Origin of the sequence: Streptomyces sp. NPDC102451, assembly GCF_044765485.1 — a bacterium.
Taxonomy (GTDB): Bacteria; Actinomycetota; Actinomycetes; order Streptomycetales; family Streptomycetaceae; genus Streptomyces.
Genome location: NZ_JBIWKD010000024.1, coordinates 39869 through 62066, shown reverse-complemented (window position 1 = coordinate 62066; position 22198 = coordinate 39869). Strand labels below are relative to the sequence as shown.

16 protein-coding genes and 1 pseudogene are annotated in these 22198 nt (G+C 70.3%); 16 read left to right on the top strand and 1 reads right to left on the bottom strand.

What is annotated here, in order from left to right; genetic code table 11:
* Positions 1-318 precede the first annotated feature (318 nt).
* Positions 319-2325 carry an FG-GAP-like repeat-containing protein gene (locus ACIRD8_RS34180; protein WP_404000488.1) on the top strand — a complete coding sequence of 669 codons (2007 nt, stop codon included), beginning with the start codon at positions 319-321 and terminating at the stop codon, positions 2323-2325.
* A gap of 54 nt (positions 2326-2379) precedes the next feature.
* Here ACIRD8_RS34180 and ACIRD8_RS34175 read toward each other — a convergent pair whose 3' ends face one another.
* Positions 2380-3288: a hypothetical protein gene (locus tag ACIRD8_RS34175; protein ID WP_404000486.1), complete on the bottom strand. Its 909-nt coding sequence runs from the start codon at positions 3286-3288 to the stop codon at positions 2380-2382.
* A 160-nt stretch (positions 3289-3448) separates the two neighbouring features.
* Here ACIRD8_RS34175 and ACIRD8_RS34170 point away from each other — a divergent pair, with 160 nt between their 5' ends.
* The 15 genes and pseudogenes from ACIRD8_RS34170 (at position 3449) to ACIRD8_RS34100 (ending at position 22149) form a co-directional block, all read left to right on the top strand.
* Complete coding sequence (locus ACIRD8_RS34170) at positions 3449-4087, top strand: proteophosphoglycan 5 (RefSeq protein WP_404000483.1); 639 nt, start codon at positions 3449-3451, stop codon at positions 4085-4087.
* Positions 4088-4272: 185 nt separating this feature from the next.
* Complete coding sequence (locus ACIRD8_RS34165) at positions 4273-5562, top strand: cytochrome P450 (RefSeq protein WP_404000480.1); 1290 nt, start codon at positions 4273-4275, stop codon at positions 5560-5562.
* A gap of 32 nt (positions 5563-5594) precedes the next feature.
* Positions 5595-6782 carry a cytochrome P450 gene (locus tag ACIRD8_RS34160; RefSeq protein WP_404000611.1) on the top strand — a complete coding sequence of 396 codons (1188 nt, stop codon included), beginning with the start codon at positions 5595-5597 and terminating at the stop codon, positions 6780-6782.
* Between the two features lie 226 nt (positions 6783-7008).
* Positions 7009-7929, top strand: a complete 921-nt coding sequence (locus ACIRD8_RS34155; RefSeq protein WP_404000605.1) for an arabinan endo-1,5-alpha-L-arabinosidase — start codon at positions 7009-7011, stop codon at positions 7927-7929.
* Between the two features lie 142 nt (positions 7930-8071).
* Positions 8072-9079: a winged helix-turn-helix domain-containing protein gene (locus ACIRD8_RS34150; RefSeq protein WP_404000477.1), complete on the top strand. Its 1008-nt coding sequence runs from the start codon at positions 8072-8074 to the stop codon at positions 9077-9079.
* A gap of 119 nt (positions 9080-9198) precedes the next feature.
* Positions 9199-9576, top strand: coding sequence for a hypothetical protein (locus ACIRD8_RS34145; protein WP_404000474.1), 378 nt, complete (start codon positions 9199-9201; stop codon positions 9574-9576).
* Positions 9577-9608: 32 nt separating this feature from the next.
* Positions 9609-9944, top strand: coding sequence for an SH3 domain-containing protein (locus tag ACIRD8_RS34140; protein ID WP_404000473.1), 336 nt, complete (start codon positions 9609-9611; stop codon positions 9942-9944).
* A gap of 333 nt (positions 9945-10277) precedes the next feature.
* Positions 10278-11246, top strand: a pseudogene (locus tag ACIRD8_RS34135) (pectinesterase family protein); the annotation flags it as partial.
* A gap of 196 nt (positions 11247-11442) precedes the next feature.
* Positions 11443-12450: a LacI family DNA-binding transcriptional regulator gene (locus tag ACIRD8_RS34130; protein WP_404000471.1), complete on the top strand. Its 1008-nt coding sequence runs from the start codon at positions 11443-11445 to the stop codon at positions 12448-12450.
* 126 nt (positions 12451-12576) lie between these two features.
* Positions 12577-14139 (top strand): hypothetical protein, encoded by a 1563-nt coding sequence (locus ACIRD8_RS34125; RefSeq protein WP_404000468.1) that lies wholly within the window; start codon positions 12577-12579, stop codon positions 14137-14139.
* A complete protein-coding gene (locus ACIRD8_RS34120; RefSeq protein ID WP_404000465.1) occupies positions 14136-15188 on the top strand; it encodes an AAA family ATPase in 1053 nt (350 codons plus the stop codon). Before ACIRD8_RS34125 ends, ACIRD8_RS34120 begins: the two co-directional genes overlap by 4 nt.
* Positions 15188-19519 (top strand): FxSxx-COOH system tetratricopeptide repeat protein, encoded by a 4332-nt coding sequence (gene fxsT, locus ACIRD8_RS34115; protein ID WP_404000461.1) that lies wholly within the window; start codon positions 15188-15190, stop codon positions 19517-19519. Before ACIRD8_RS34120 ends, fxsT begins: the two co-directional genes overlap by 1 nt.
* A 91-nt stretch (positions 19520-19610) precedes the next feature.
* Positions 19611-20777: a hypothetical protein gene (locus ACIRD8_RS34110; RefSeq protein WP_404000458.1), complete on the top strand. Its 1167-nt coding sequence runs from the start codon at positions 19611-19613 to the stop codon at positions 20775-20777.
* Entirely contained in the window at positions 20774-21859 is a 1086-nt protein-coding gene (locus ACIRD8_RS34105) for a caspase family protein (protein ID WP_404000455.1), read from the top strand. The genes ACIRD8_RS34110 and ACIRD8_RS34105 overlap by 4 nt, the downstream gene beginning before the upstream one ends.
* A gap of 101 nt (positions 21860-21960) precedes the next feature.
* Positions 21961-22149, top strand: a complete 189-nt coding sequence (locus tag ACIRD8_RS34100; RefSeq protein ID WP_404000452.1) for an aldo/keto reductase — start codon at positions 21961-21963, stop codon at positions 22147-22149.
* Positions 22150-22198: the final 49 nt, after the last annotated feature.

Below are 22198 nucleotides of genomic sequence, written 5' to 3'. Positions count from 1 at the left end.
AGGCCGTCCACGTGAGGAGTACCCGTGGCGCCGCTACGGTTCGCCGCGGGGCTTCCGGTGCCCGGCCGCCGCGGAGTTGACTTCATGCGGGCTGTCCACACCGGCGCGCCGGTGATCTAATCATCGGCGGCTTTGCCGGGTCGAGGGGGGACCCCCGGCGGCCGAGGGGGTGACAGATCCTCGGGCGGCGGAGCGAAGCGTGTCCGTGGAACGCGGGCGCGTTCTCGTCCAGTGACAGTGGACATGAAACGTGGGGGATGAATGAACAGCCGAATGAAGAGACCTCTTGGGCAGCTTTGCATAATAAGCGCCGCTGTCGTGTGCGCCCTGCTCGGTCCGCAGGCGGGCACCGGCAGCGCGAGCGCCGACGTGAGCGGGGAGTCGTCGGCGGCTGTCGCGTCCACCACCGGCACCGCTGGTGGACCGACCGGGTTCCCGTACGTCAGTTCCGTCGCCGCCCAGCCCGACGGCACAACGCGCACAGCCACCGTCCGGGCGGCCGACAAGAGCCCCCGCCACGACTACAACGGCGACGGCCGGAGCGACATGGTCGCCTGGTACGACTACGACGACGGCCACGACGGCATGCGCGCCTTCCTGGCCGACTCGGACGGCAGCTTCCCCGCACCCAACAGGGCCTGGGAATCGGCCGCCGGCAACTTCTGGGCCGAGCACATGAAGCGTGTCACCGGTGATTTCAACGGTGACGGGACGGGAGACGTCGCCGCCTTCTACGGTTACGACGACGGGCGGGTCTCCCTCCTCACCTGGCTCGGCACGGGCAACGGCACCTTCGCCGCCCACTTCTCCTCCTGGGCCGTGTCCCCCGGCAACTGGACCTTCGACGCCATCACCGCCGAGGCCGGTGACTTCGACGGAGACGGCCGCGACGACATCGCCGCCTGGTACGACTACCGCAACGGCGACGACAAGCTCTTCACCTTCCTGGCCGACGCCGACGGCGGTTTCGGCACCCCCTCCCCGTCCTTCGCGCGCACCGCCGCCGACGGATGGGAGGTCGACCGCATGAAGTTCGCCACCGGTGACTACAACGGTGACGGCCGCGACGACATCGGTGTCCTGGACAGTTACACCGCCGGCACCGTGAGGCTGATGGCCTTCACGGCCAGGCCCGACGGCGGGTTCGAGGAGCCCGTACGCGGCTGGGAGTCCACCGGCTGGCAGTTCGGCCGGGTGAGCGTGCACTCCGGTGACTTCGACGGCAACGGCCGCGACGAGTTCGCCGCCTGGTACGACTACGCCGACGGGCACGACGCCCTGATCGGCTTCGATCTCGACGCCACCGGCAAGTTCGGCAACCGGCGCGAGCTCCTGAACGCCGTGCCGGGGTGGTACGAGCGGTCCCAGATGCGCATCGTCACCGGCGACTACAACGGTGACGGGCGCGACGACCTGGCCACGTTCTACGGATACAGCGACACACGGGCGAAGGCCATCACCTTCACCGCCAAGGCCGACGGCACCCTCGGCGAAGCACTGCACAGCTGGGCGGAACCCAAGGGCTGGACCCTCGACCGGGTCCACATGTTCGAGCGCTACAGCAGCCCACAGCCGCTGCCCGTCTGCCCGGTGGTCTACGGGCACGGCGGCTACCCGACCGGGGCGAACGCCTGGGAGCGGGACCAGGTTCGTCAGCCGAACCACCCGAAGGGGCTCGCGCAGCAGAAGAGCTGGGGAGCGGGCGGTGTGGAGGCCGACCTCCAGCTCACCAAGGACGGCACCAAGGGCGTGATGTGGCACAACAGCACGACCAGGGGCCTCACGGGCCCCAAGGCCGACGTCACGGACATCTGGTGGGCCACCGGCGCCGACCAGCTCAAGGGCCGCACGATCGACCACGGTCCGTACATCGGTGAGACCGTGTACACCTTCCGCGAATGGCTCGACAGCGCCAGGAGCCAGAACATGGCAGCGTTCGTGGAGCTCAAGGGCGAGGCCGGACAGTCACTGCTCAGCACGAACGCGTCCATCCGTGAGACCGCGTGGAACGAGGTCATCGCACCCATCGCGGAGCGTGTCGCCACGCAGAAGATCATGATCTATACGGGCGCCAAGAACACCGACCTGAAGGCCGAACTCACGAAGCGCATCGAGGCGGCCGGTCTCGGCGCCACACTCAAGAATTACCCCCGCTGGGTCGACTCGGCGGCGGTCGGCTGGGAAGAGCCCGCTCCGCCGGCCTCCGGCCAGTACGCCACCTGGCAGGAGAAGCTGGACCAGTTCGCCACCCCCGTCTCCTCGCAGGCGATGGTCACCACCTGGCCCAAGGAACTGAAGTCCTGGCTGAGCGGAAAGTGCCTCTGACACCCGCAGGCAGGACGCGCGGGGAGACGGCAGCGCTGCCGTCTCCCCGCGCGGCTACTCCGCAGCCGCCATCCACAGCTCGAGGTCGGAGATGATCAGCCGCCCCGGCCGCTGAGTGGCGCTGTCAGGCACCACGGCCCGCACCACGGGCTGGTCGCCCTTCTCCACGGTCACCTTCGTGCCGTCGAACTTCGGCGACTCGGCACGAACGACCTCCCGCAGCTCGCCCTCCAGGCTCTCGGCCGCCGCGTCGTCCTCGACCACGAAGCAGAGGACCTCGGTGTTCTCGGCCGCCGAGCCCGCCCGCTGGCCCAGCGCGGCCAGGCGTACCGGATTGGAGGAGCTCATCGGGTTGAAGTCCGCGCGGTAGACGTCACCCAGGCACTCGGCCGCCCGCCGGAACTCCTTGTCGTCGGCCAGGGAGGCACCCTCCTCCGGGTCGACCGCGGCCATGGCGTCGGAGTCCCGGGTGGAGTAGGAGATCTCGTCCTCCGAGACATGGAGCGAAGCCCCCGTACCGCCGGGGTGCGCCCAGACCTCCCGGCCGTCCTTCTCGCTCTGCGTATAGCCGTTGGACTTCAGCGACCCGGTGACCGCCGTCGCGTCGAACGAGCCCACCCAGTGCCCCGCCTCGTCGGTGTCGACCGCGGTGTCGATCTGTGCCACCTCGAACTCCTGCCCGAGGAGGCCGGGCTGGGAGGGATTCAGCAGGGGACTGGCCGGCTGCGAGACGGAGGCGAACCGCTTCGCGTCGTCCTTGCTCAACTCCCGTAGACGGGCGGCGTCGAGAAAGGTCACCTGCTTCGTGCCGCCGTCTTCGGCGAGGCTGCCGAGCGCTGTGAGCAGCTTGGAGCCTTCGTCACCGTCGGAGGAGCCGGAGGACGAGCAACCGGTGACCGCGGCGAGAAGGACAGTGACGATTGCGGCGGCGCCGACGGCCGGCCCGTGTGCTGATATGCGCATGATCAGGCAGCGTATACCGGTGCCCGGCGAGGGTACACGTGCGACGAAAAGGACCCGCGCCCAGTGGTCCGGCGGGCCGGGAGCCCGTCCCCGGGACGCGGAATCCCGGAGAAGGCACGGCGACCGACCGGGCCACGACGACGCGCGAAGGAGTACGGCCATGGCCCTGGTGCAGCTCGACCTTCCCGACCCGATGGCGCTGCGGGGGCGTTGGGCGGCCGTCGCCGCCGTGCAGGCGGCGTCAGGGCACGGTGAGCGGTGCCAGGCGCTCTGGCCGGTGTGGCACTACGACGACGGGCATGGCAGCTGGGCCGATCTGCATCACCTCGACGAGGGCCGTGCGGTGCTGCTCGGGCAGGACCGCAACGACTCGGAGACCTTCTACGCCGAGGCGTCCGACTTCTTCGAGGAGAAGGAGACCGATCTGCTGGCCGGTGCGCCCGAGTGGTGGGAGCCGCCCGTCCGCCGGGTCCGGGACGCGGAGCTCTTCCTCGGCTTCGTGTACGGCTTCGACGGCAGGGCCTGGTACCGGGCCGACTACGAACTCGACGACGGGTTCACGAGTGTGGGGCTGCCCGTGCTCACCACCGCCTTGACCCGGGGGAAGGTTCTCGCCACCGTCCGGCGCATGCCTGACTCCGCGGGGGGCCGGCCCCCCTTCGAAGCGATCGACGCGCTCGTCGCCGCAGACGGCGAGGTCGATGCCGGCATGGTGGCCGCTGTCGTCCCCGCCACCGGCTGGGACGTGGACGCCGGGGCGGCGGCGGCCCGCGCGTTCCTCGCGGCCCCCTCGGCGTAGAACCCGGCGGGGTGCCCTCCCTTGCCTGGTGACTCCTCAGGACAGCTGCCGGTCACGGTGGTCGGGGACACGCGTGAAGGTCCGCTGCCCGAACGCTGCCCAGAGCTTCACGCAACCTCCCTATAGTGGGGGCGCGTTGATCGTATGGCCGCAACGCGCGAAGCCGTCTCCCAGGAGTCCGTACGATGACGACCCCCTCCTTATCCGCCGCGTCCGCCCCGGGCGGCGGCTGCCCCGCGCACGCCGCCGACACCCCCGTGCCGCTCGGCGGACCCGCGTTCCACACCGATCCGCAGGCCCTGTACCGGACCATGCGCCACTCCCACGGGCCCGTCGTGCCGGTCGAACTCCCCGGCGGGTTCCCGGCCTGGCTGGTCGTCGGATACCGCGAGCTCCACCAGGTCACCAGCGACGGGGAACTCTTCCCGAGGGACGTCGGGCTGTGGAACCAGTGGGAGCACATACCCGAGGACTGGCCGCTGCTCCCGATGGTCGGACGGCCCATGCCCTCCATCTACTTCACCGCGGGCGCCGAACACCGTCGCCACTCCGCGATGGTGGTGCCCGCGCTCGAGGCCGCGGACCCGTTCGAGATCCGCGGGCACTGCGAGCAGCTCGCCGACCGGCTCGTCGACGGCATCGCCGCACAGGGCACCGCCGACCTCGTCGCCGACTTCGCCGAGCCGCTCCCCGTGCTTGTCCTCGCCCGCCTCGTCGGCTTCCCCGACACGGAGGGGACGGACATCGCCCGGGTCCTGAAGGACCTGGCCGACGGCGGGCCCGGCGCCCAGGAGGCGTACGGCCGCTTCGGCGAGCACATGCGGCGGCTGGTGGCGGCCAAGCGGGCCGCGCCCGGCGACGACGTCACCTCCAGGATGCTCGCCGACCCGGAGCCCTTCACGGACGAGGAGTACGCCCTCGACCTGATGGCCGTCACCGCCGCCGGGCACCTCACCACCGCCGACTGGATCAGCAACTCCCTGCGGCTGATGCTCACCGAGGACCAGTTCGCCGACTCCCTCACCGGCGGGCGGCGCAGTGTCGGTGACGCGATGAACGAGGTCCTCTGGGAGGAGAGCCCGACCCAGATCCTCGCCGGCCGCTGGGCGGCCCGCGACACGCAGCTCGGCGGCCGGACCATCCGCGCCGGGGACATGCTCCTGCTGGGCCTGGGGGCAGCCAACACCGACCCGCTGATACGCCAGGAGGTGGTGTCCGGCGGTGCGGGGCACCATGCGGCCAACGGCTCGCACCTGGCGTTCAGCCACGGCGAGTACCGCTGCCCCTTCCCCGCCCAGGAGATCGCGGAGACCATTGCCCGTACCGCCATCGAGGTCATCCTCGACCGGCTCCCCGACCTCCAACTCGCCGTCCCCGCCGAGGAGCTCGTCCGCCGGCCGTCCGCCTTCCTGCGCGGCATGAACGCACTGCCCGTCCGGTTCGCCCCCGTACACACGACTGGAGACCCGCTGTGAACTGCCCGTACGCGACCGTGGTGATCGACCCCATGGTCCAGGACCTCGACGGTGAGACCAGAGCGCTGCGGGATTCCGTCCCGCTCGCCCGCATCGAGCTCCTCGGTGTCCCCGCGTGGACCGTCACCCGGCATGCCGAGGCGCGTCAACTCCTGGTCGACACACGCCTGGTGAAGGACCTGGACGCCTGGGGGCTCTGGCAGAGCGGGGAGGTCACCCACGCCTGGCCGCTGATCGGCATGATCGACGCGGGACGCTCCATGTTCACCGTGGACGGCGAGCAGCACCGCAGGCTGCGGACGAAGACCTCCCAGGCCCTCACCCCCCGCCGGCTGGAGGCGATCCGCCCGGACATCGAGAAGTTCACCGAGGAGCTGCTGGACGCGCTCACCGCACAGGGCGAGAACGGGGTCGTCGACCTCAAGGCCGTGTTCGCCCAGCCCCTCCCCATGAAGGTCGTCGGGCTGCTGATGGGGGTCGACGAGGCCCTCCACCCCATGCTGACCCGGCAGTACAAGGCCTTCTTCTCGATGCTCACCCCGCAGGAGGACCGGCTGGCCCTCCTGGCCGAGCTCGACGTCTTCTACGCCGAACTGGTCCGGGCGAAGACCGCGCACCCCACGGACGACCTCACCAGCGCGCTGATCCTCGCCGAGGAGGGCGGGGAGCCGCTCACCGAGGAGGAGGTCGTCGGCAACCTCAAGGCCATGGTGGCCGCAGGGCACGAGACCACGATCGGGCTCATCCTCAACGCCGTACGCGCACTGCTCGCCCACCCCGACCAGCTGCGCAAGGTGCTCGACGGAGAGATCCCGTGGGAGACGGTGATCGAGGAGACGCTGCGCTGGGACACCCCCACCACCCACCTGCTGATGCGGTTCGCCACCGAGGACATCCAGGTCGGCGACCAGGTGATAGCCAAGGGGGAGGGCGTGGTGATCTCCTACCGGGCCATCGGCCGCGACGTCGCCCAGCACGGGGACGACGCCGACGCCTTCGACATCACCCGGCCGACCCCGATCCGGCACATGACCTTCGGCCACGGGCCCCACATCTGCCCCGGTGCCGCGCTGTCCCGGGTCGAGGCCGGTATCGCGCTGCCCGCGCTGTTCGGGCGTTTCCCGGAGCTGAAGCTCGCGGTGGCCGACGACGAGCTCCGTAAGCTCCCGGTCATGACGCAGAACGACACGGAGGCCTTCCCCGTGCTGCTCCACGGCTGAGCGTTCGGGAGCGTGTCCCGGGGTGAAATGGGGAGGGCTTTCGGACCGTGCACGCGCCCGCAGCGGCGCCCGTCCGGTCCGAAAGCCCTCCCTTTTCGCGTTGCGGCAACCGATGCGGGAGCGGTGGCGACTGCGGGGTGCACCTCCCATCCGCGATCCGTAAGGAGGCCCCCTCGTGAGCCGCACTTCGCTGAGAGCCCTCGCCGTACTCCCCGCCGCGTTCCTTATGGCGCTCGTGCCGGGCAGCGCGTCCGCGTACCCCAACCCGGGTGCCGTGAACGGTGACGTCGTCGTCCACGACCCCAGCATGATCCGCAGTCCGTCCGGCCAGTACCTCCTCTACTCCACCGGTGAGGGCCTCCAGCTCCGCACCTCCACCGACCGCACCGCCTTCGGCCGCTCCGGGAACGCCTTCACCACCAAGCCGAGCTGGTGGAAGAACTACTCCTCGGCGTCCGACCCCTGGGCCCCCGACATCTCGTACCGGGGCGGCAAGTACCTGATGTACTACGCCGTCTCGTCCTTCGGCTCCAACACGTCGGCCATCGGTCTGGCGGCCTCCACCACCGGGCAGGCCGGCAGCTGGAGCGACTACGGGATCGTCTACACCTCGAGCTCGTCGAGCGACTACAACGCCATCGACCCGAACCTGTTCGTGGACGACGACGGGAAGTGGTGGCTGTCCTTCGGCTCCTGGTGGACCGGGATCAAGATGATCCGGATCGACCCGTCGACGGGCAAGCAGTACGCCGGGGACACCGCCCGCCGCTCGCTCGCCTCCCGGCCGACCGGGACGAAGGCCGTCGAGGCGCCGTCAGTCGTGAAGCGCAACGGCTACTACTACCTCTTCGCCTCGTACGACACCTGCTGCGCCGGCACCGGCTCGACGTACAAGATCAAGGTGGGGAGGGCGACCAGCGTCACCGGGCCCTACACGGACCGCAACGGCGTCAGCATGCTCAGCAACGGCGGCACCCCCGTCCTGGAGTCGCACGGGCGCTACATCGGGCCCGGCGGCCAGTCGGTCCTGGCGGACTCCGACGGCGACCTGCTCGTCTACCACTACTACGACGGCCAGGACAACGGGACCCCGAAGCTCGGCGTCAACCTCCTGAACTGGAGCAGTGGATGGCCCGTCGCCTACTGACCCCGCTGGACGCCCCGCCGCCGAGGTAGCAGCCGGGGGCCGCCGGGGGCCGCGACGTGGCTCGAACGGCGGTCGTGCCGTCGGCCCGCCCCTGGGATACTGCCGGGCGGGACCGAGTACGGCGGGGACGGGGCGGCCTGTGGTGAAGCGCATCCATTTCACGGCGGAGGATCTGGCGCGCACCCGCGTGGTCACGACGATCGGTGTGGCGGCCGAGACGATGGACAGCGTGAGACGGCTGCGAGCACGTGACGGTGGCCCGGCCTTCCAGCCCTGGCGCGCCTCGGTGAGCAGGCAGTTCGACGGACGGGCCGGCGAACAGGTGAGGCCCCTGCTCGCGTTGATGCCCGCGCGGGGGCCCCAGATCGACGTGGCGAGCCTGACGGGGGACGCCACCTGTATCGACGAGGCGGTGGACAACCTCCTGGCGGCCTCGCGTTCCCTGACGCGGGCCGAGGTGGAGTACATCGACGTCCATCCGGATCACCGGTCGTGGGCCAGGAGTCTGGCCGACGGTGACCGCGAGGCCCGGCTCCAGCTGGCCGGCGCTCTGCGGGCCTGCCACGGTGTGACCATCGCGCCCTACCGGCAGCAGGTGTGGTCACATCTGGCGGCGGCCCGGGCGGCCTATGTGCGCACGATGGCCGAGGGCGGGGTCGAGCGGCTTCTCGGGACGCTGTGTCCTTCTCTGGTGCGCTGGCGGTCGCCCGTACTCGAAGTGCGCCACCCCCGCAGCGCGGACATCCACCTGCACGGGCGTGGGATCGTCATCGCCCCGACGGTGTTCTCCTCGCAGCAGGCGGAAGTGCTGCAGGACCTCCTGGACGTGGAGCGGGCGCCCGTGCTGGCCCTGCCCACCGTCGACGACGCGACGGACGGACCGGCGCTCCTGGGCGCCGACGCCGCCGGCGGCAGCTCGCTGGAGGACCTGCTGGGGCGTACAAGGGCCTCCGTGCTCAACGCCGCGGCCGACGGCTGCACCACCACCGGGCTGGCCCGCCGCCTGAACATCTCGCCCGCGTCGGCGAGCCGGCACGCGAGCGTGCTGCGCAAGGCCAACCTGATCACCACCCGCCGCGACGGCAAAGCGGTGCTGCACATGGTCACGCACCTGGGTGCGGCTCTGCTGGCCTCCGCCGCCGTACGTTGATGTGACGGCCCGTCAGGAGGGTTGGGGCGGCTGTCCTTTCGAGCAGGGACGAAAGGATTGCCGCCCCCGCCCGGCCGTGACGATCGTTGTCCCCGTCACACACATCCTGGAGGGATGACATGAGGAAACGGGGAATTCTGGGCGCCGCCATGGCAGCGGTCGCCCTGGGGGCCGTCTGGATGCCGACGGCGCACGCGGACGGCCACGGCGTCGGCACCTACGGGGTCTGGGCGAACAGCGTCAACATCCGGGACAACGCACCGGGAAGCACCGGGTGCGGCATCCGCCCGAGCGTCGCCGCCTGTCCGAGCGTGCAGGCCCAGGTCAACGCCGGGGACGTCGTCAACGTGATCTGCCAGCAGCCGGGGCAGACCGTGGGCGGCAACCCGTACTGGGTGCTGGTCTCGACGCAGGACCACCGAAGCATGGGGTTCATGGCGAGCTACTACCTCAAGAACAAGACCAACTGGATCGACGGCCTGGGCCTCTGCCAGTGAACAGCGTGCCCCACCACACAGGAGGAACCGCCATGCACCGCAAGCCGGCCGCCATCGCCGCACTCGCCGCCGCGATCGTCGTGCTCGCCCCGGGAGCCGCGGCCGTGGCCGCACCCGCCGAGCCGTCGTACACCGTGGTGCCGTACACGGGGGTCAACGTCCGCAAGCTGCCCACCGCGGACAGTGCCTACCTCGCCACGCTGACGGCCGGGCGGTCCTACCAGGCCTACTGCTGGACCCACGGCCAGACCGTCACCGACAACGGCTACACCAACGACATCTGGATCGCGTTCGCCGACGGGTACAGCAGCGCGGTCTACTTCAAGGGCGATCAGTACGCCGGCCTTCCGGCCTCCGCCGAGTGCTGAGGGAGGGCCGCGTCCCGCTCGGCGTGCCCTGCGGAGGCCATCGCTGAAGCAGCCGCCGGGGCCCCACCTCTGCCTCCGGGCCGGGTGTCCGACACGGACGCCCGGCCCGGAGGCGTGCCCGGCGGGCGATGCCGGGGGACCGGCAACCTTTGAGGCGGCCCGCGGCGACTACCGCGTGGAACCCCACCTCTTCCCCGACGAACGGATCAGGCCATGGCAGCCAACCGACGACGACGCACCGCTCTCCACCCGGGGCCGCGCAGAGCGATGACGGCAGGGGCGGCCGCCCTCCTCGCCGCTGCCTCGGTGTGGACCTTCGGGTCGGCGTCCGGGGCCGAGGCGGCGACCACCCTCACCGTCGCCAAGGACGGCAGCGGGCAGTACCGCACCGTGCAGGCGGCGGTCGACGCGGTCCCCACGGGCAACACGGCCCGGGTCGTCGTCTCCATCAAGCCGGGCACCTACCGCGAACCGGTGAAGATCCCCTCCACCAAGCAGAACGTCACCCTCCAGGGCAGCGGCTCCAGCCGCAACGACACCGTCATCGTCTACAACAACGCCTCCGGCACCCAGAAGCCCGACGGCTCCGGCACCTACGGGACCAGCGGCAGCGCCACCGTCGCGGCCGAGGCCAACGGCTTCCAGGCCCGTAACCTCACGATCTCCAACGACTTCGACGAGGCCGCCAACCAGAGCATGAGCGCGCTCCAGGCCGTGGCCCTGCGCACCGCCGCGGACAAGGTCTTCCTCGACTCCGTGATCGTCACCGGCGACCAGGACACCCTGCTCCTCGACACCGCCTCCAAGGCGGCACTCGGCCGCGTCTACGTGAAGAACTCCTCCATCACCGGCAACGTCGACTTCATCTTCGGACGCGCCACCGCGGTGATCGACACGTCGGTCATCACGCTGAGGAAGCGATGGGACGGCAGCTCCGCCGGCTACATCGCCGCCCCCAGCACGGCCGCCGACCGCAAGGGCTTCCTGATCACCGGATCGACCGTGAACGGCGATGTCTCCGCGTCGTCCTTCTACCTCGGCCGGCCGTGGCACGCGGGCGGGGACGCCACACTCGACCCGATGGCCACCTTCCGTGGCACGACACTCAGCTCGGCGGTCAAATCCGCCCCGTGGACGGACATGAGCGGCTTCTCCTGGAAGGACGACCGCTTCGCCGAATACAAGAACACCGGGCCCGGATCCGGCGCGGCGAGCAGTGACCGGCCGCAGCTCACCGACTCCCAGGCCGCGGACCAGGAGACCGCCGACTGGCTGGCGGGCTGGACACCCTCGGCGTCCTGAGTCACGGTGTGTGGCAGCGGACCGCTGCCGAGGCCGTCGGTCGAAGCGCTTCGACTCCACTCTGGACAGTACCTGTGAGCGAGTCTAGGCTCCACAGTGTCTGTGCATGTCAGAGTGCGAAGGGGAGCACAGTACGGCGCTGTCGAAGCGCTTCACCGAAAATCTCCCCTCCCGCCATCTGTAGGGGAGAAACCGAATGGTCACGCTTGCCGAGGTCGCCCAGCACGCCGGAGTCTCAGCGAGCACGGTGAGCTACGTCCTCAGCGGCAAGCGGTCGATCTCGGCCTCCACCCGGGAACGCGTGGAAGACAGTATCCAGCAGCTGGGCTACCACCCCAACGCCGGTGCGCGCGCCCTCGCCAGCAGCAGGTCCAACATCATCGCGCTGATGGTCCCCCTGCGCACGGACATGTACGTGCCGGTGATGATGGAGATCGCCATCGCCGTCGCCACGAGCGCCCGTACGCACGGCTACGACGTCCTGCTGCTCACCGGCGAGGAGGGCCCGGCGGCGGTCCGGCGGATCGCGGGCAGTTCGCTGGCCGACGCGATGATCCTGATGGACGTCGAACTGCACGACGAACGGCTGCCGCTGCTCCGTGACTCGGGCCGCACCGCCGTCCTGATCGGTCTGCCCGCCGACACCTCAGGACTGACCTGCGTGGACCTCGACTTCGAGGCCACCGGGGCGCTCTGCGTGGACCACCTCGCCGGGCTCGGTCACCGCGAGGTGGCGGTGATCGGTGAAGCGGCCGCCGTGTACGAGCGGCACACCGGCTTCGCCGAACGCACCGTGGACGGCATACGCGCCAAGGCGCAGGAGACCGGGATGCGCATCCTGCACCGCCCCTGCGAGGGCGGGTACGCGGCGATGGCCGGCACCCTGGGCCGGATCTTCGACGAACGGCCGGGGACGACCGGCTTCATCGTCCAGAACGAGGCCGCAGTCGAGCCGCTGCTCAACCTGCTCCAGCAGCAGGGGCGTGCCGTGCCGGAGGACGTGTCCGTCGTGGCCATCTGTCCCGAACAGGTGGCCACACAGGCATCGGTGCGGCTCACGTCCGTGGCCATCCCCGCGCAGGAGATGGGGCGCCGGTCGGTGGAACAGGTGGTCGCGAAGCTCACCGGCCGGGGATCGGACGAAGTGGAGCTGCTGGAGCCGGTTCTGACGGTGCGTGCGAGCTCAGGTCCGGCTCCGGTCTGACCGGCGGGTACCCGCTCGGAGTTCTCGGGGCAGGGGGCGTTCACTCGTCCGGGTGGTGTGTCCCAGTGAGGTGGGGACACCTGTGTCACAGGTGGTCAACGGGCCCTGGAATGAGCCTGGTTGCTGATGATCCGACGTGATAACTTCACGGTCTGTCATGAGGCGGTACCGACTCGACGGGGGTGGTCGGTGGTGGTGCACGGACTGCCCGGAGCTGACGAGCCGGACGAGGCCAGGGGGCGGCTCATCAGAGCGCTGATCGAATTCCTGTGCGTACAGGACTTCGTGACCGATCGCGATCAATGTGGCCAGTTCATAGACTTCGTCGCGGAACAGCTCGGAATGGAGCTCATCTATCGGCGCCAGAACCCACGTGCCGACATGCTGTCCTTCGTCAGGGACCTGCTGAGACACGAAATGGGTCTCGAGGTGCTGATCTTCACCGTGGGGATCATCGGGGGGCCCGAATCCGAGCGCCAGCTGAAGGAAGTCGTGGAGAGCGTCCGCGACGAGCATGTGGCGGGTGCGGCAGCGGAGTTCACCGACGGCGCGGTGCGGGAAGCCCGCCGGATGCTCGGAAAGGTGTGGCGCGTCGACGAGGGCCGCTTGCACACGATGCTCAATCATGAGCTCGGGTCCGACGTGCCGTACGGCCGGACGCCGGTCGAGCTCTTCGACGATCTGTGCAGGGTCAACACCCAGGCCGACGGTCTGCCTCCCGCGCTGGTGCTCGTCGAGGTCATCGCATTCCTCGCGGAGCCCGCTCTCCGGGAGGAGCTCAGGGACTGGTCGGACGCGTGGGCCCGCGAGGCCGGCGCGGATGCCGTGCAGGCACTGGCGGAGCGAAGGAACACGATCGCGGCCCGGCCTGCCGCCGACCCCTATGTGTGCCGTTGCCTCGTCATAATGGTGGAGCCCGCGGACGACAGTTCAGCTGATGTCTACGTACGTCACTGGGTCAACGCCGCCCCGGGATACTGGGAGCCCGAGGCCGGGGATGTCGAACGCGCGAACCTGGACACCTTGGCCGGTGCGGTGGAACGCGCGCTCATCCGGGGTGCCTCTCGCTGGGCGAATGTCGGCGAGGGCGAGAACGACCCTCCGATCCAGATCGAATTCGTCCTCCCCTTCCAGTACTTGAACCACGACATGGCGCGCATCAAACTGGGTACGCGGTCTCGTGTCCCGATGCCGATCGGCCTTGGCTACCATGTGCATCTGCGGAGCCTGGAGCGCATGAGGGCCCGCGACACGGGGGAGCTCGGCCGGTGGCGGGCCCGTTGGACGCAGCTCAAGAAGGTGGGCGTGGCGGAGGCCCACCGATGGCACGGGGAACAGGGCGACCGTCTGGAACGCTGGCGTGCCAACCTCGCGGCGAACCCGCGTCTGACCGCGGTCATACTCGATGTTCCCGCACTGCCCGGCCACGGTCTGGACGCACTGATCATCGCCATCGAGCAGGGAGTCGGCGTGGCAGCCTGGGACCGCAGGGCGGACAGTCCGGACCTGGCCGGTCAGGTGCTGACCCTGCTGCTCGCTCACCAGCCGGCACAACTGCCGTCGAAAGTCAGTCAGATCCGCAAGGAGGCGGAGGAGTTGGGTCGGGACAGCCTTTCCGTGGGTAAGCACATGGCGTTCTTCTGGGACGACCCGTACCGCCTGGTCGACTGCGAGGAGTTGACAGCATGACCGAGCATGTCTCGGCAGCGCAGTCCGTCACGCCCCCCTCCTGGAGGGTGTTCCACGCAACAGGGCGGCCTCCGGCCGGCGGTCCGCCGGAGCTTCCGCAGCCGCCGCCCTGGCGCGTGTTCGCCGGGAGCCCGCTGCAGCAGGATCCCCCCGACGACGCACAGTCGGCGCTGCGCCGACTCGGCACCGTACAGGAGGGCCCGCAGTTACGGGAGGAGGAGATCAACGCGGTCAACGCCGCCCTCCTGCTGCGCCGCCCCCTGCTGATCACCGGGCCGCCCGGAGTCGGCAAGTCCACCCTGGCCTACCTCATCGCCCAGGAACTGGGTCTGGGCAGGGTGCTGCCGTGGAGCATCGTCAGCCGCACCACATTGCGCGGCGGGCTGTACGAGTACGACGCCATCGGACGGGCCCAGGCCATCGCCGCCTGGCGTGCCGGGGGCACCCCGGAGGCGGAGAGCGCCACGGGAACCGCCCCCGATCTGGGGGACTTCGTCACCCTCGGTCCACTGGGGACAGCTCTGCTCGCCCACGGGCGCCCCAGGGTGCTGCTCGTCGACGAGCTGGACAAGAGTGACATCGACCTGCCCAACGACCTCCTCCATGTCCTGGAGAACGGCAGCTACGAGATCCCGGAACTGGTGCGTGCCGGCGTGGCCGAGGTGTCCGTCTTCACCGACGACCCCCAGGGCCGGGCCGTCATCGAGTCCGGTCGGGTCGAGTGTGCGGAATTCCCCGTCGTCGTGATCACGAGCAACGGCGAACGGGAGTTCCCGGCCGCCTTCCGGCGGCGCTGCCTGCCACTGGAGATGCGCCCGCCCAGCCGTGAACAGCTCGTCTCGATCGTCGTCAGCCATCTGGGACGGCGTCCCGAAGGCGTCGATGACCTCGTGGACGACTTCGTCAGGCGTCTGGACGGGGGAGGCACCCAGTCCGTCGACCAGCTGCTGAACGCCGTGCAGCTCACCACGGCGGACGGATTCCGGGACGACAGCGACGGGCGTAAGCTGATCGAGACGCTCCTCCGCGACCTCTCGAAGGGCCGCTGATGAACGGCTCGCCACGGGAACGCGCACCGGACACGGCGCCCGCGCCGAGCGGCGGCGACCTGCACGAAACGGACGGCGAAGCGAGCTGGCAGGACCTCGCCGACGCCGTCTGGCTGGCGGCGGCATGGCACCGGGCGGGCCGTGACGCGGACGGGCCGACCGGCCCGGACTCCGCACCCTTACCCGACAACCCGGAGAGCGTGCTTCCCGAGGTCGAGGCTCCCGCGTCGGAGCAAGGCGCAGAGGAAGCGGTGCCCGCTGCGAGCCACCTGGATGTCGATCCACGGGATGTGGAACTGCTCGACGCCCTCCCCGTGCGACATGGCCGTGCCGCGAGCGCCCTGCCGGACCCGGCACGTCCTGCGCGGCGCGTTCTGCCGCCGCTGCCTCTGGCCAAGGCCCTGCGAGGTCTGGGGCGGCGCGTGCCCTCGCGCCACGAGAGCCGGCTCGACGAGGCGCGCACCGCCGAGAACGGTGTGATCGACGGACTCTGGATCCCCTACCTCGATCCGGTGCAGGAACGCGCCTTCGACCTGATGCTGCTCGTGGACAGGGCGCCCACGATGCCTGTCTGGGCCGGCGACGTACGCCAGCTGACCGACGAGGCGGTACGCAGCGGTGCCTTCCGGGACGTCCGTACGGTCGACATCTCGCTGCCCGGTGCGGCACCGCCGGAGCTGCGCTGGCCCGGCAACCGGCGGGCCGATCCCGCTGAGCTCCTGGACGGCAGGGGGACTCGGCTGTTCCTCGTCGTGACCGACGGGCTGGCGCCCGGATGGGCCGGGAGCGGCGCGGACGAATTGATGGGGCGGCTCTCCGCGGCCGGTCCGACGGCGATCGTCCATCTGCTGCCGCAGTACCTGCGCCACCGCTCCTCCGTCTACCCCTTCCGGGCCCGGCTGGACGCCGGTGGATTCGGGGCGCTCAACCGCCACTTCCTCTGCCACCCCCCGCACGGAGTACCCGAACACGCGCACATCCTGCCCGATACGGGTGACGGATCGGTGCCCGTGCCGGTCCTCAGCCTGCGCCCCGGTTCCTTCCGTGCCTGGGCGGATCTGGTCACCGGCGAACGCGGTGTGCGGCGCACACTGCCCGTGGTCCTGGCAGGGGCGATGGCCAAGGGGGTGTCCGCTCCCGGGGTGCGGACACCCAGGGTCGACGGACCTCGTGCGGCGGCGGACGCCGTACGCAGATTCTTCTCGCTGGCCAGCCCGCTCGCACGGCATCTCGCGGTCCTGCTGGCGGTGGCCCCCTTGCGTTTCGACGTCATCGAGGAGTTGCGCGCCCGCGCCTTCCCCGCATCGCGCCCCGAGCACCTGGCCGAGGTGATGATGGGCGGCCTCATCGACTGGGAGAGGGACGGCGAGGGCGGGCCCGACTTCGCCGACGGCATCCGCGAAGCCCTGCTGGCCACCGGAAACCGCACCCAACTCGCCCGTGCAGTGGGCCTGCTGGCTGAGGCGCGAGCCAGCAGGGCGCAGGGCATCCGGCTGCGCGCCGCGCTGCGCGACCCGGCGCAGGCAGCTCTTCCGGACGGCGGGAGCGGACCGGCGTGGCTGCGGATCGAACTGGCCGTCCTGCGTGCACTGGGAGGCATGCCGTACCGGCGGCGTGCGGCTCGGCTCAACGGCGAGATGCTGCACGGCGCGGGAGCGTCGGCGGGGACGACAATAGATGATAAAGAGGCATCTGATGTGAATGAGAACGGCCCCGCTTCCCCGTCGCAATCGACGGTTCCACCAGGAGGATCTGTGTCGCCGACGACACCACCCGTAGACACCGAGCAGGATCGGGTCGACGAGCGCACGCCTGCCCCCGTATCAGAGCTCCGGTTCGTCCGTACGGGCCAGCCGAAGATCATGGGCAACGTGCCACCGAAGAACCCGAACTTCACCGGTCGGGAGAGCCTTCTGGCGTCGGTGGAACAGCAGTTGCGGGAGGACGAGACCGCGGCCGTCCTCCCGCACGCACTGCACGGCATGGGCGGTGTGGGGAAGTCGCAGATCGCTGTGGAGTACGTGTACCGCCACAGCGGCGAGTTCAATGTGATCTGGTGGATTCCCTCGGAGCAGGAGAACCTGATCCTGGGGGCCCTGGCGGACCTGGCTCGCAGCCTCGGCCTGGAGGTGGGGCCACAGGCCAACGCCGCTGTGCCCGCCGTGCGCGAGGCCCTCCGTACGGGCAAACCGTTCGACAACTGGCTGCTGGTCTTCGACAACGCGGAGGACATCGAGGCCGTACGCTCCTACTTCCCCAACGGCGGGCCGGGGAAGATCATCGTCACTTCGCGCAACCGTGAGTGGGAACGGGTCGCCACCCCCCTCAGCGTCGACGTGTTCGACCGGGAGGAGAGCATCGCGCTCCTGCAGCGCCGCGCCCGCGGCCTCAGCTCCGAGGACGCGGACCGGCTCGCCGCCGCCCTGGGTGACCTGCCCCTCGCGGTCGAGCAGGCGGGCGCCTGGCACGCCGCCACCGGGATGCCGGTGAACGAATACCTCACCCTGCTCGACGAACGCCGGCCCGAGATCCTCGAACTCGACCCTTCGCCCGACTATCCGCTGCCGGTCGCGGCCGTCTGGGACATCTCGCTCGGGCGCCTCTCGCAGGACAACCCGGCGGCGCGCCAACTCCTGGAGATCTGCGCCTGCATGGCGCCGGAGCCCATTCCGCTCAGCCTCTTCAGGGGCGGCCGCAACATCGAGGTCACACCCGAACTCGACCCGGTCCTGCGCGACCCGCTGCTCCTCGCCCGCGCCACCCGGGACCTCAGCAAGCTGTCGCTGGTGAGGCTGGACCACAAGACCGCCACCCTGCAGATGCACCGGCTCATGCAGAACGTGATCGTGGCCAGGATGGATCCCGAGGAACGCGCCCGGATGACGCGGGCGGCCCACCTCCTGCTGACGACAGCGAAGCCGGGAGCACCGGCGTCCCCGGACCAGTGGCCCGCCTACCAGGCCATCCTCCCGCATGTGATCGCATCCGGTGCGGTGAAGAGCTCCGACGGGTGGGTCCGCGACCTCGTCTACGACATCGTCTTCTTCCTCTACTACTGGGGCGCGCACGAATCGGGCGCCGCCCAGGCCCGGCTGGCCTGGACCGCATGGCGTGAACAGTCCGGTGACGAGGACCTGCACGTCATCAGGATCACCAAGCTCCTCGGCTTCTACCTGCGACTCCTGGGGCGCCCCGCCGAGGGCGTGGTGCACAACGAGCGCGCGCTGGCGATCTCGCGCGGCGCCGACATCCCGGATGAGGAACTCGTCGACTCCATGTGGCAGATGGCGGGGGCGCTGCGGCACCAGGGCGAGTTCGGGCAGGCCCGTGAACTGGCGGAGGAAGCGTTCACCCGGGCGAGCGACCTGTTCGGACCGGAGGACCCGACGACGCTGAGCGCCGCACACGACTACGGTGTGACACTGCGGCTGAACGGCGATTTCGCCCTCGCGCGCGAGATCGACGAGGAGACCGCGCGCCAGAGGGAACTGCTGTACGGGCCGGTGAACGGGCTCACGCTCAACACGTTGAACGGGCTGTCCATCGACCTGCGTGAGGCAGGCGACTACCTGGGTGCGCGCGCGCTCCAGGAGTCCAATTACCTGCCCTACGTAGCCCATTTCGGTGAGACGAATGCGGCGACCATCCGAGCGGCGCTGAATCTCGCGGTGTGCCGCCGCAGGGCGGGTGTGGGCGAGGGAGCGTCCTCCCTCGCGGAGCAGACCCTCGAACGCTTCACCAGCCGCTACGGGCTGAACAATGCCGACGCGCTCTGCGCCGCGAACCACGCCATGGTCGAACGCCGTCTCAACGGCGACCTCGTGGGCTCCCGGGAACTGGGCGAGCAGACGCTGTCCGCCTACCGCAAGGTGCTCGGCGACCACCACCCCTTCACTCAGTTCGCCAAGGTGAATCTCGCCGCCACACTTCGGGCTCAGGGCGACACGGACCGGGCGGAGACGCTGGACACCCAGGCGCTCGAATACCTGGAGAACGCCCTCGGGGCGAAGCACATCAGTACGCTGACCGCAGCGATGTGCCGGGCCAACGACCATTACGCGCGGCTCGACTTCGCGCAGGCGATGGCTGTCGACTCGGACCTGCTCCCCAAGCTTGCCGACACCGCGGGGGCTGAGCACCCGCTGACACTCGTCTGCACGGCCAATCTTGCGCTGGACCGGCGCGGGCTCGGCGAGTCGGGGGAGGCCGACCGGCTCAACGACATCGCCGTGCGGGGACTTTCGCGCCTGCTCGGGGCGAACCATCCCTGGCACACCTCGGCCAGGCTTCACCAGCGCATCGAATGCGACATGACGCCGCTGCCGATGTGACGCCGACGACGACCGGGTGGACCGCCGGTCCCGCCCGCCGCAGCGTGGCGGCGGGCGCGACCGCGGCGCAGAGGCAACGGGGGACGGACACATGACCACGGTGGTCTTCACTCATGGCACAGGTGTGCGTGAACCACACCTCGGCGGGCTGGTCGCGCAGATCACTTCGGGGCTGGCCGCGACGGCTCCGGGCACGCGCCTTGTCGCGTACGACTGGGGCGGGCCGTACGGGGCGAGGCTCGGCGCGGACGGTGCGAGCATCCCGGCCGCACCCGGCGCCGGAACCGGCAGAAGCACCGGAGACCTGGGTGAGGGCGATGACGTGGTGGAGTGGGCCCGGCTGTACGACGATCCCTCGGCCGAGCTGGCGACGGCGGCCGCCGGAGCGGCCGGGCGTGCGACGCCGCCCGGAGCCGCCTTCCCTGACGAACGCCCGAGGGCGGTCCTCCTGGACATCGCCGCCCGGGGCGAGCCCGCGGCAGGCCTGCCTGCCCCGGGGCTTCGGCAGGCGGCGGCCGAGCTCGCGCGCAGTCCCCTCCTCGGCCCCGCCGCCGAAGCCCTGGACCCGGAAACCCTGGCAGAGGTGCTGGCCAGGGCCCTGACAGCCACGGCCGTCGCTGCGGACATCGCGGCTGACAGCCCCGTGCAGATCGGAGGCGACGGCAGGGACGCGGCCGTCGCCGCGCTGGCGGAGCGCCTGGGTGCCGCACCGGCGGGCACCGGCCGCGGCCCCCTGCTCAGGATGGCGGGACGGCCGCTCGTACGCCTGGGCTCCCACTACGCCGTACGGCGCCGCCGAGCGCTCACCGACGCCGCGCACCCGGCCGCCGGCGACGTCCTCAAATACCTCGCCAGAGGCGAGGACATGAGGCATGGCCTTCGGGAACTGGTGGCGACGCTGGAGCCCCCCGTCGTCCTGCTCGGACACAGCCTCGGCGGCATCATCTCGCTCGACACCCTCATATCGGCCCCGGTGCCGGGAGTCGAGTTCCTCATCACCGTCGGCTCACAGGGCCCCTTCCTCTACGAGACGGGCGCGCTGCCCACGCTCGCTCACCCGGAACCGCTGCCCGACCACGTTCCACCGTGGCTGAATCTCTACGATCGCCGCGACCTTCTCGGATATGCCGCCGAACCGCTCTTCCCCGGCCGGGCCCAGGACGTATCCACCGACAGCCGACAGCCCTTCCCCGTGGCGCACAGCGCCTACTGGACCGCTCCCGCCGTCTACCGCGCGATCGGGGAGCGGCTCCCATGACCCGCAGACCCGTCCCACCGGACCGCGTCTTCGCACTCGTCGTCGGCATCGAGCAGTACGCGGCCGGGCCGGGCTGGGACCTGCCGGGGCCCGCCCGGGACGCCCTCCGCTTCCGGGACTGGCTGCTGGCCCGCGGAGTGCCCGACAGTCACATCCAGCTCCACCTCGCACCCCTGCCCGGCAGCGTTCCGGACGTCCCGTTCCGCCCGGCCGACCACGAATCGCTGAGACGCGCCTTCATCACCGACCTCCCGGACCGCCGGGACGAGGCGCTGTGGGTGTGGTGGGGCGGACACGGTGTCCTGGACACGGACGACAACACCCGTCTCTACACCGCCGACGCCACCTTGAGCGACCGCCGCAACATACATGTCGAATCCGCACTCACCCGTCTCAGGAGCGACGTAGCCCCTGGCCTGGGCGTGCAGATGTGGATGGTCGACGCATGCCGCACCTTCGACGAGATGCACCGCTTCCCGCAGCCGCCGCCCACGGAGCGCCTTCCCGCCGGGGGGCGGATCGCCGCGCACGAGCAGATCCTGATGTTCGCCGCAGGCCGCGGGCAGCGGGCAGGCAACGATCCGGACCGCAGGCTCGGCGTGTTCTCGGACATCGTCCTGAGCGCTCTCCCTGATGAACCGGTGCCAGACCCTCAGCCCTTCTTCGAGGCGGTGAAGGCGCGGATGGACACGCTCAGGTCCACCGAACACGCCCGACAGGCCTTCGACTTCAGGCTGGAGAGGTCAGGGCACGCGCACATCGAGCAGTCGGGCCCGCCGGTTCCCGCCATGTTGCCGCTGGGCCGGCTCATCGACGCTCTGATGGCGTATCCGCTGATGAACGACCGCGACGAACGGCAGGCCCTGGTCAACGAACTGCCCTCCGCCGTCGTCGCCCGGATGACGAGGCACCCCATGCCGCGCACGGATGTGATCGGGATCGTACGCACTCTCAGGGGGCGGCCGGACGGACTGTGGAACTTGTACGCCGCAGTGACACTGCTCGACGACGACGCCGTGCGCGCCGCCGAACTCAACTCCTCCGTGGTGGACTTCATGGCGGAGTCCCGGCCCGGAAGGTGATCGGCTGGCGTGATCACACGGGTTTCGGGAAGGGGTCTCAGTCGTCATGATGGAGTAAACGGTGGCATCCTGTGCCACCGCTCGCGAAGGGGGAGCGCGCCTTGTACCAGCCGGTGCCCGCCGACAACACATCCGATCACATCGAGTCCGACCTGATGGACCTGACCCCCGTAGGCGTTGCCGATCTGAGGCGTCTGCCCGCCCCGAGCGGGGCGGAGCGGCTGCTCGCCGAACTCCGGCGCGCGCGCACCAATGCGATGGGAAACGGTGAACCCGGGCGGGCCGAGTAGTGAGGCCCCACAGGCCACCGCGATGAATCCGTCCACGACAGGGAGCGAT

Coding starts and splice junctions, on each gene's coding strand:
- ACIRD8_RS34175 (WP_404000486.1), bottom strand. CDS start 3,288: ATGCGCATATCAGCACACGGGCCGGCCGTCGGCGCCGCCGCAATCGTC.
- ACIRD8_RS34170 (WP_404000483.1), top strand. CDS start 3,449: ATGGCCCTGGTGCAGCTCGACCTTCCCGACCCGATGGCGCTGCGGGGG.
- ACIRD8_RS34165 (WP_404000480.1), top strand. CDS start 4,273: ATGACGACCCCCTCCTTATCCGCCGCGTCCGCCCCGGGCGGCGGCTGC.
- ACIRD8_RS34160 (WP_404000611.1), top strand. CDS start 5,595: ATGGTCCAGGACCTCGACGGTGAGACCAGAGCGCTGCGGGATTCCGTC.
- ACIRD8_RS34155 (WP_404000605.1), top strand. CDS start 7,009: ATGGCGCTCGTGCCGGGCAGCGCGTCCGCGTACCCCAACCCGGGTGCC.
- ACIRD8_RS34145 (WP_404000474.1), top strand. CDS start 9,199: ATGAGGAAACGGGGAATTCTGGGCGCCGCCATGGCAGCGGTCGCCCTG.
- ACIRD8_RS34140 (WP_404000473.1), top strand. CDS start 9,609: ATGCACCGCAAGCCGGCCGCCATCGCCGCACTCGCCGCCGCGATCGTC.
- ACIRD8_RS34130 (WP_404000471.1), top strand. CDS start 11,443: ATGGTCACGCTTGCCGAGGTCGCCCAGCACGCCGGAGTCTCAGCGAGC.
- ACIRD8_RS34125 (WP_404000468.1), top strand. CDS start 12,577: ATGATCCGACGTGATAACTTCACGGTCTGTCATGAGGCGGTACCGACT.
- ACIRD8_RS34120 (WP_404000465.1), top strand. CDS start 14,136: ATGACCGAGCATGTCTCGGCAGCGCAGTCCGTCACGCCCCCCTCCTGG.
- fxsT (WP_404000461.1), top strand. CDS start 15,188: ATGAACGGCTCGCCACGGGAACGCGCACCGGACACGGCGCCCGCGCCG.
- ACIRD8_RS34110 (WP_404000458.1), top strand. CDS start 19,611: ATGACCACGGTGGTCTTCACTCATGGCACAGGTGTGCGTGAACCACAC.
- ACIRD8_RS34105 (WP_404000455.1), top strand. CDS start 20,774: ATGACCCGCAGACCCGTCCCACCGGACCGCGTCTTCGCACTCGTCGTC.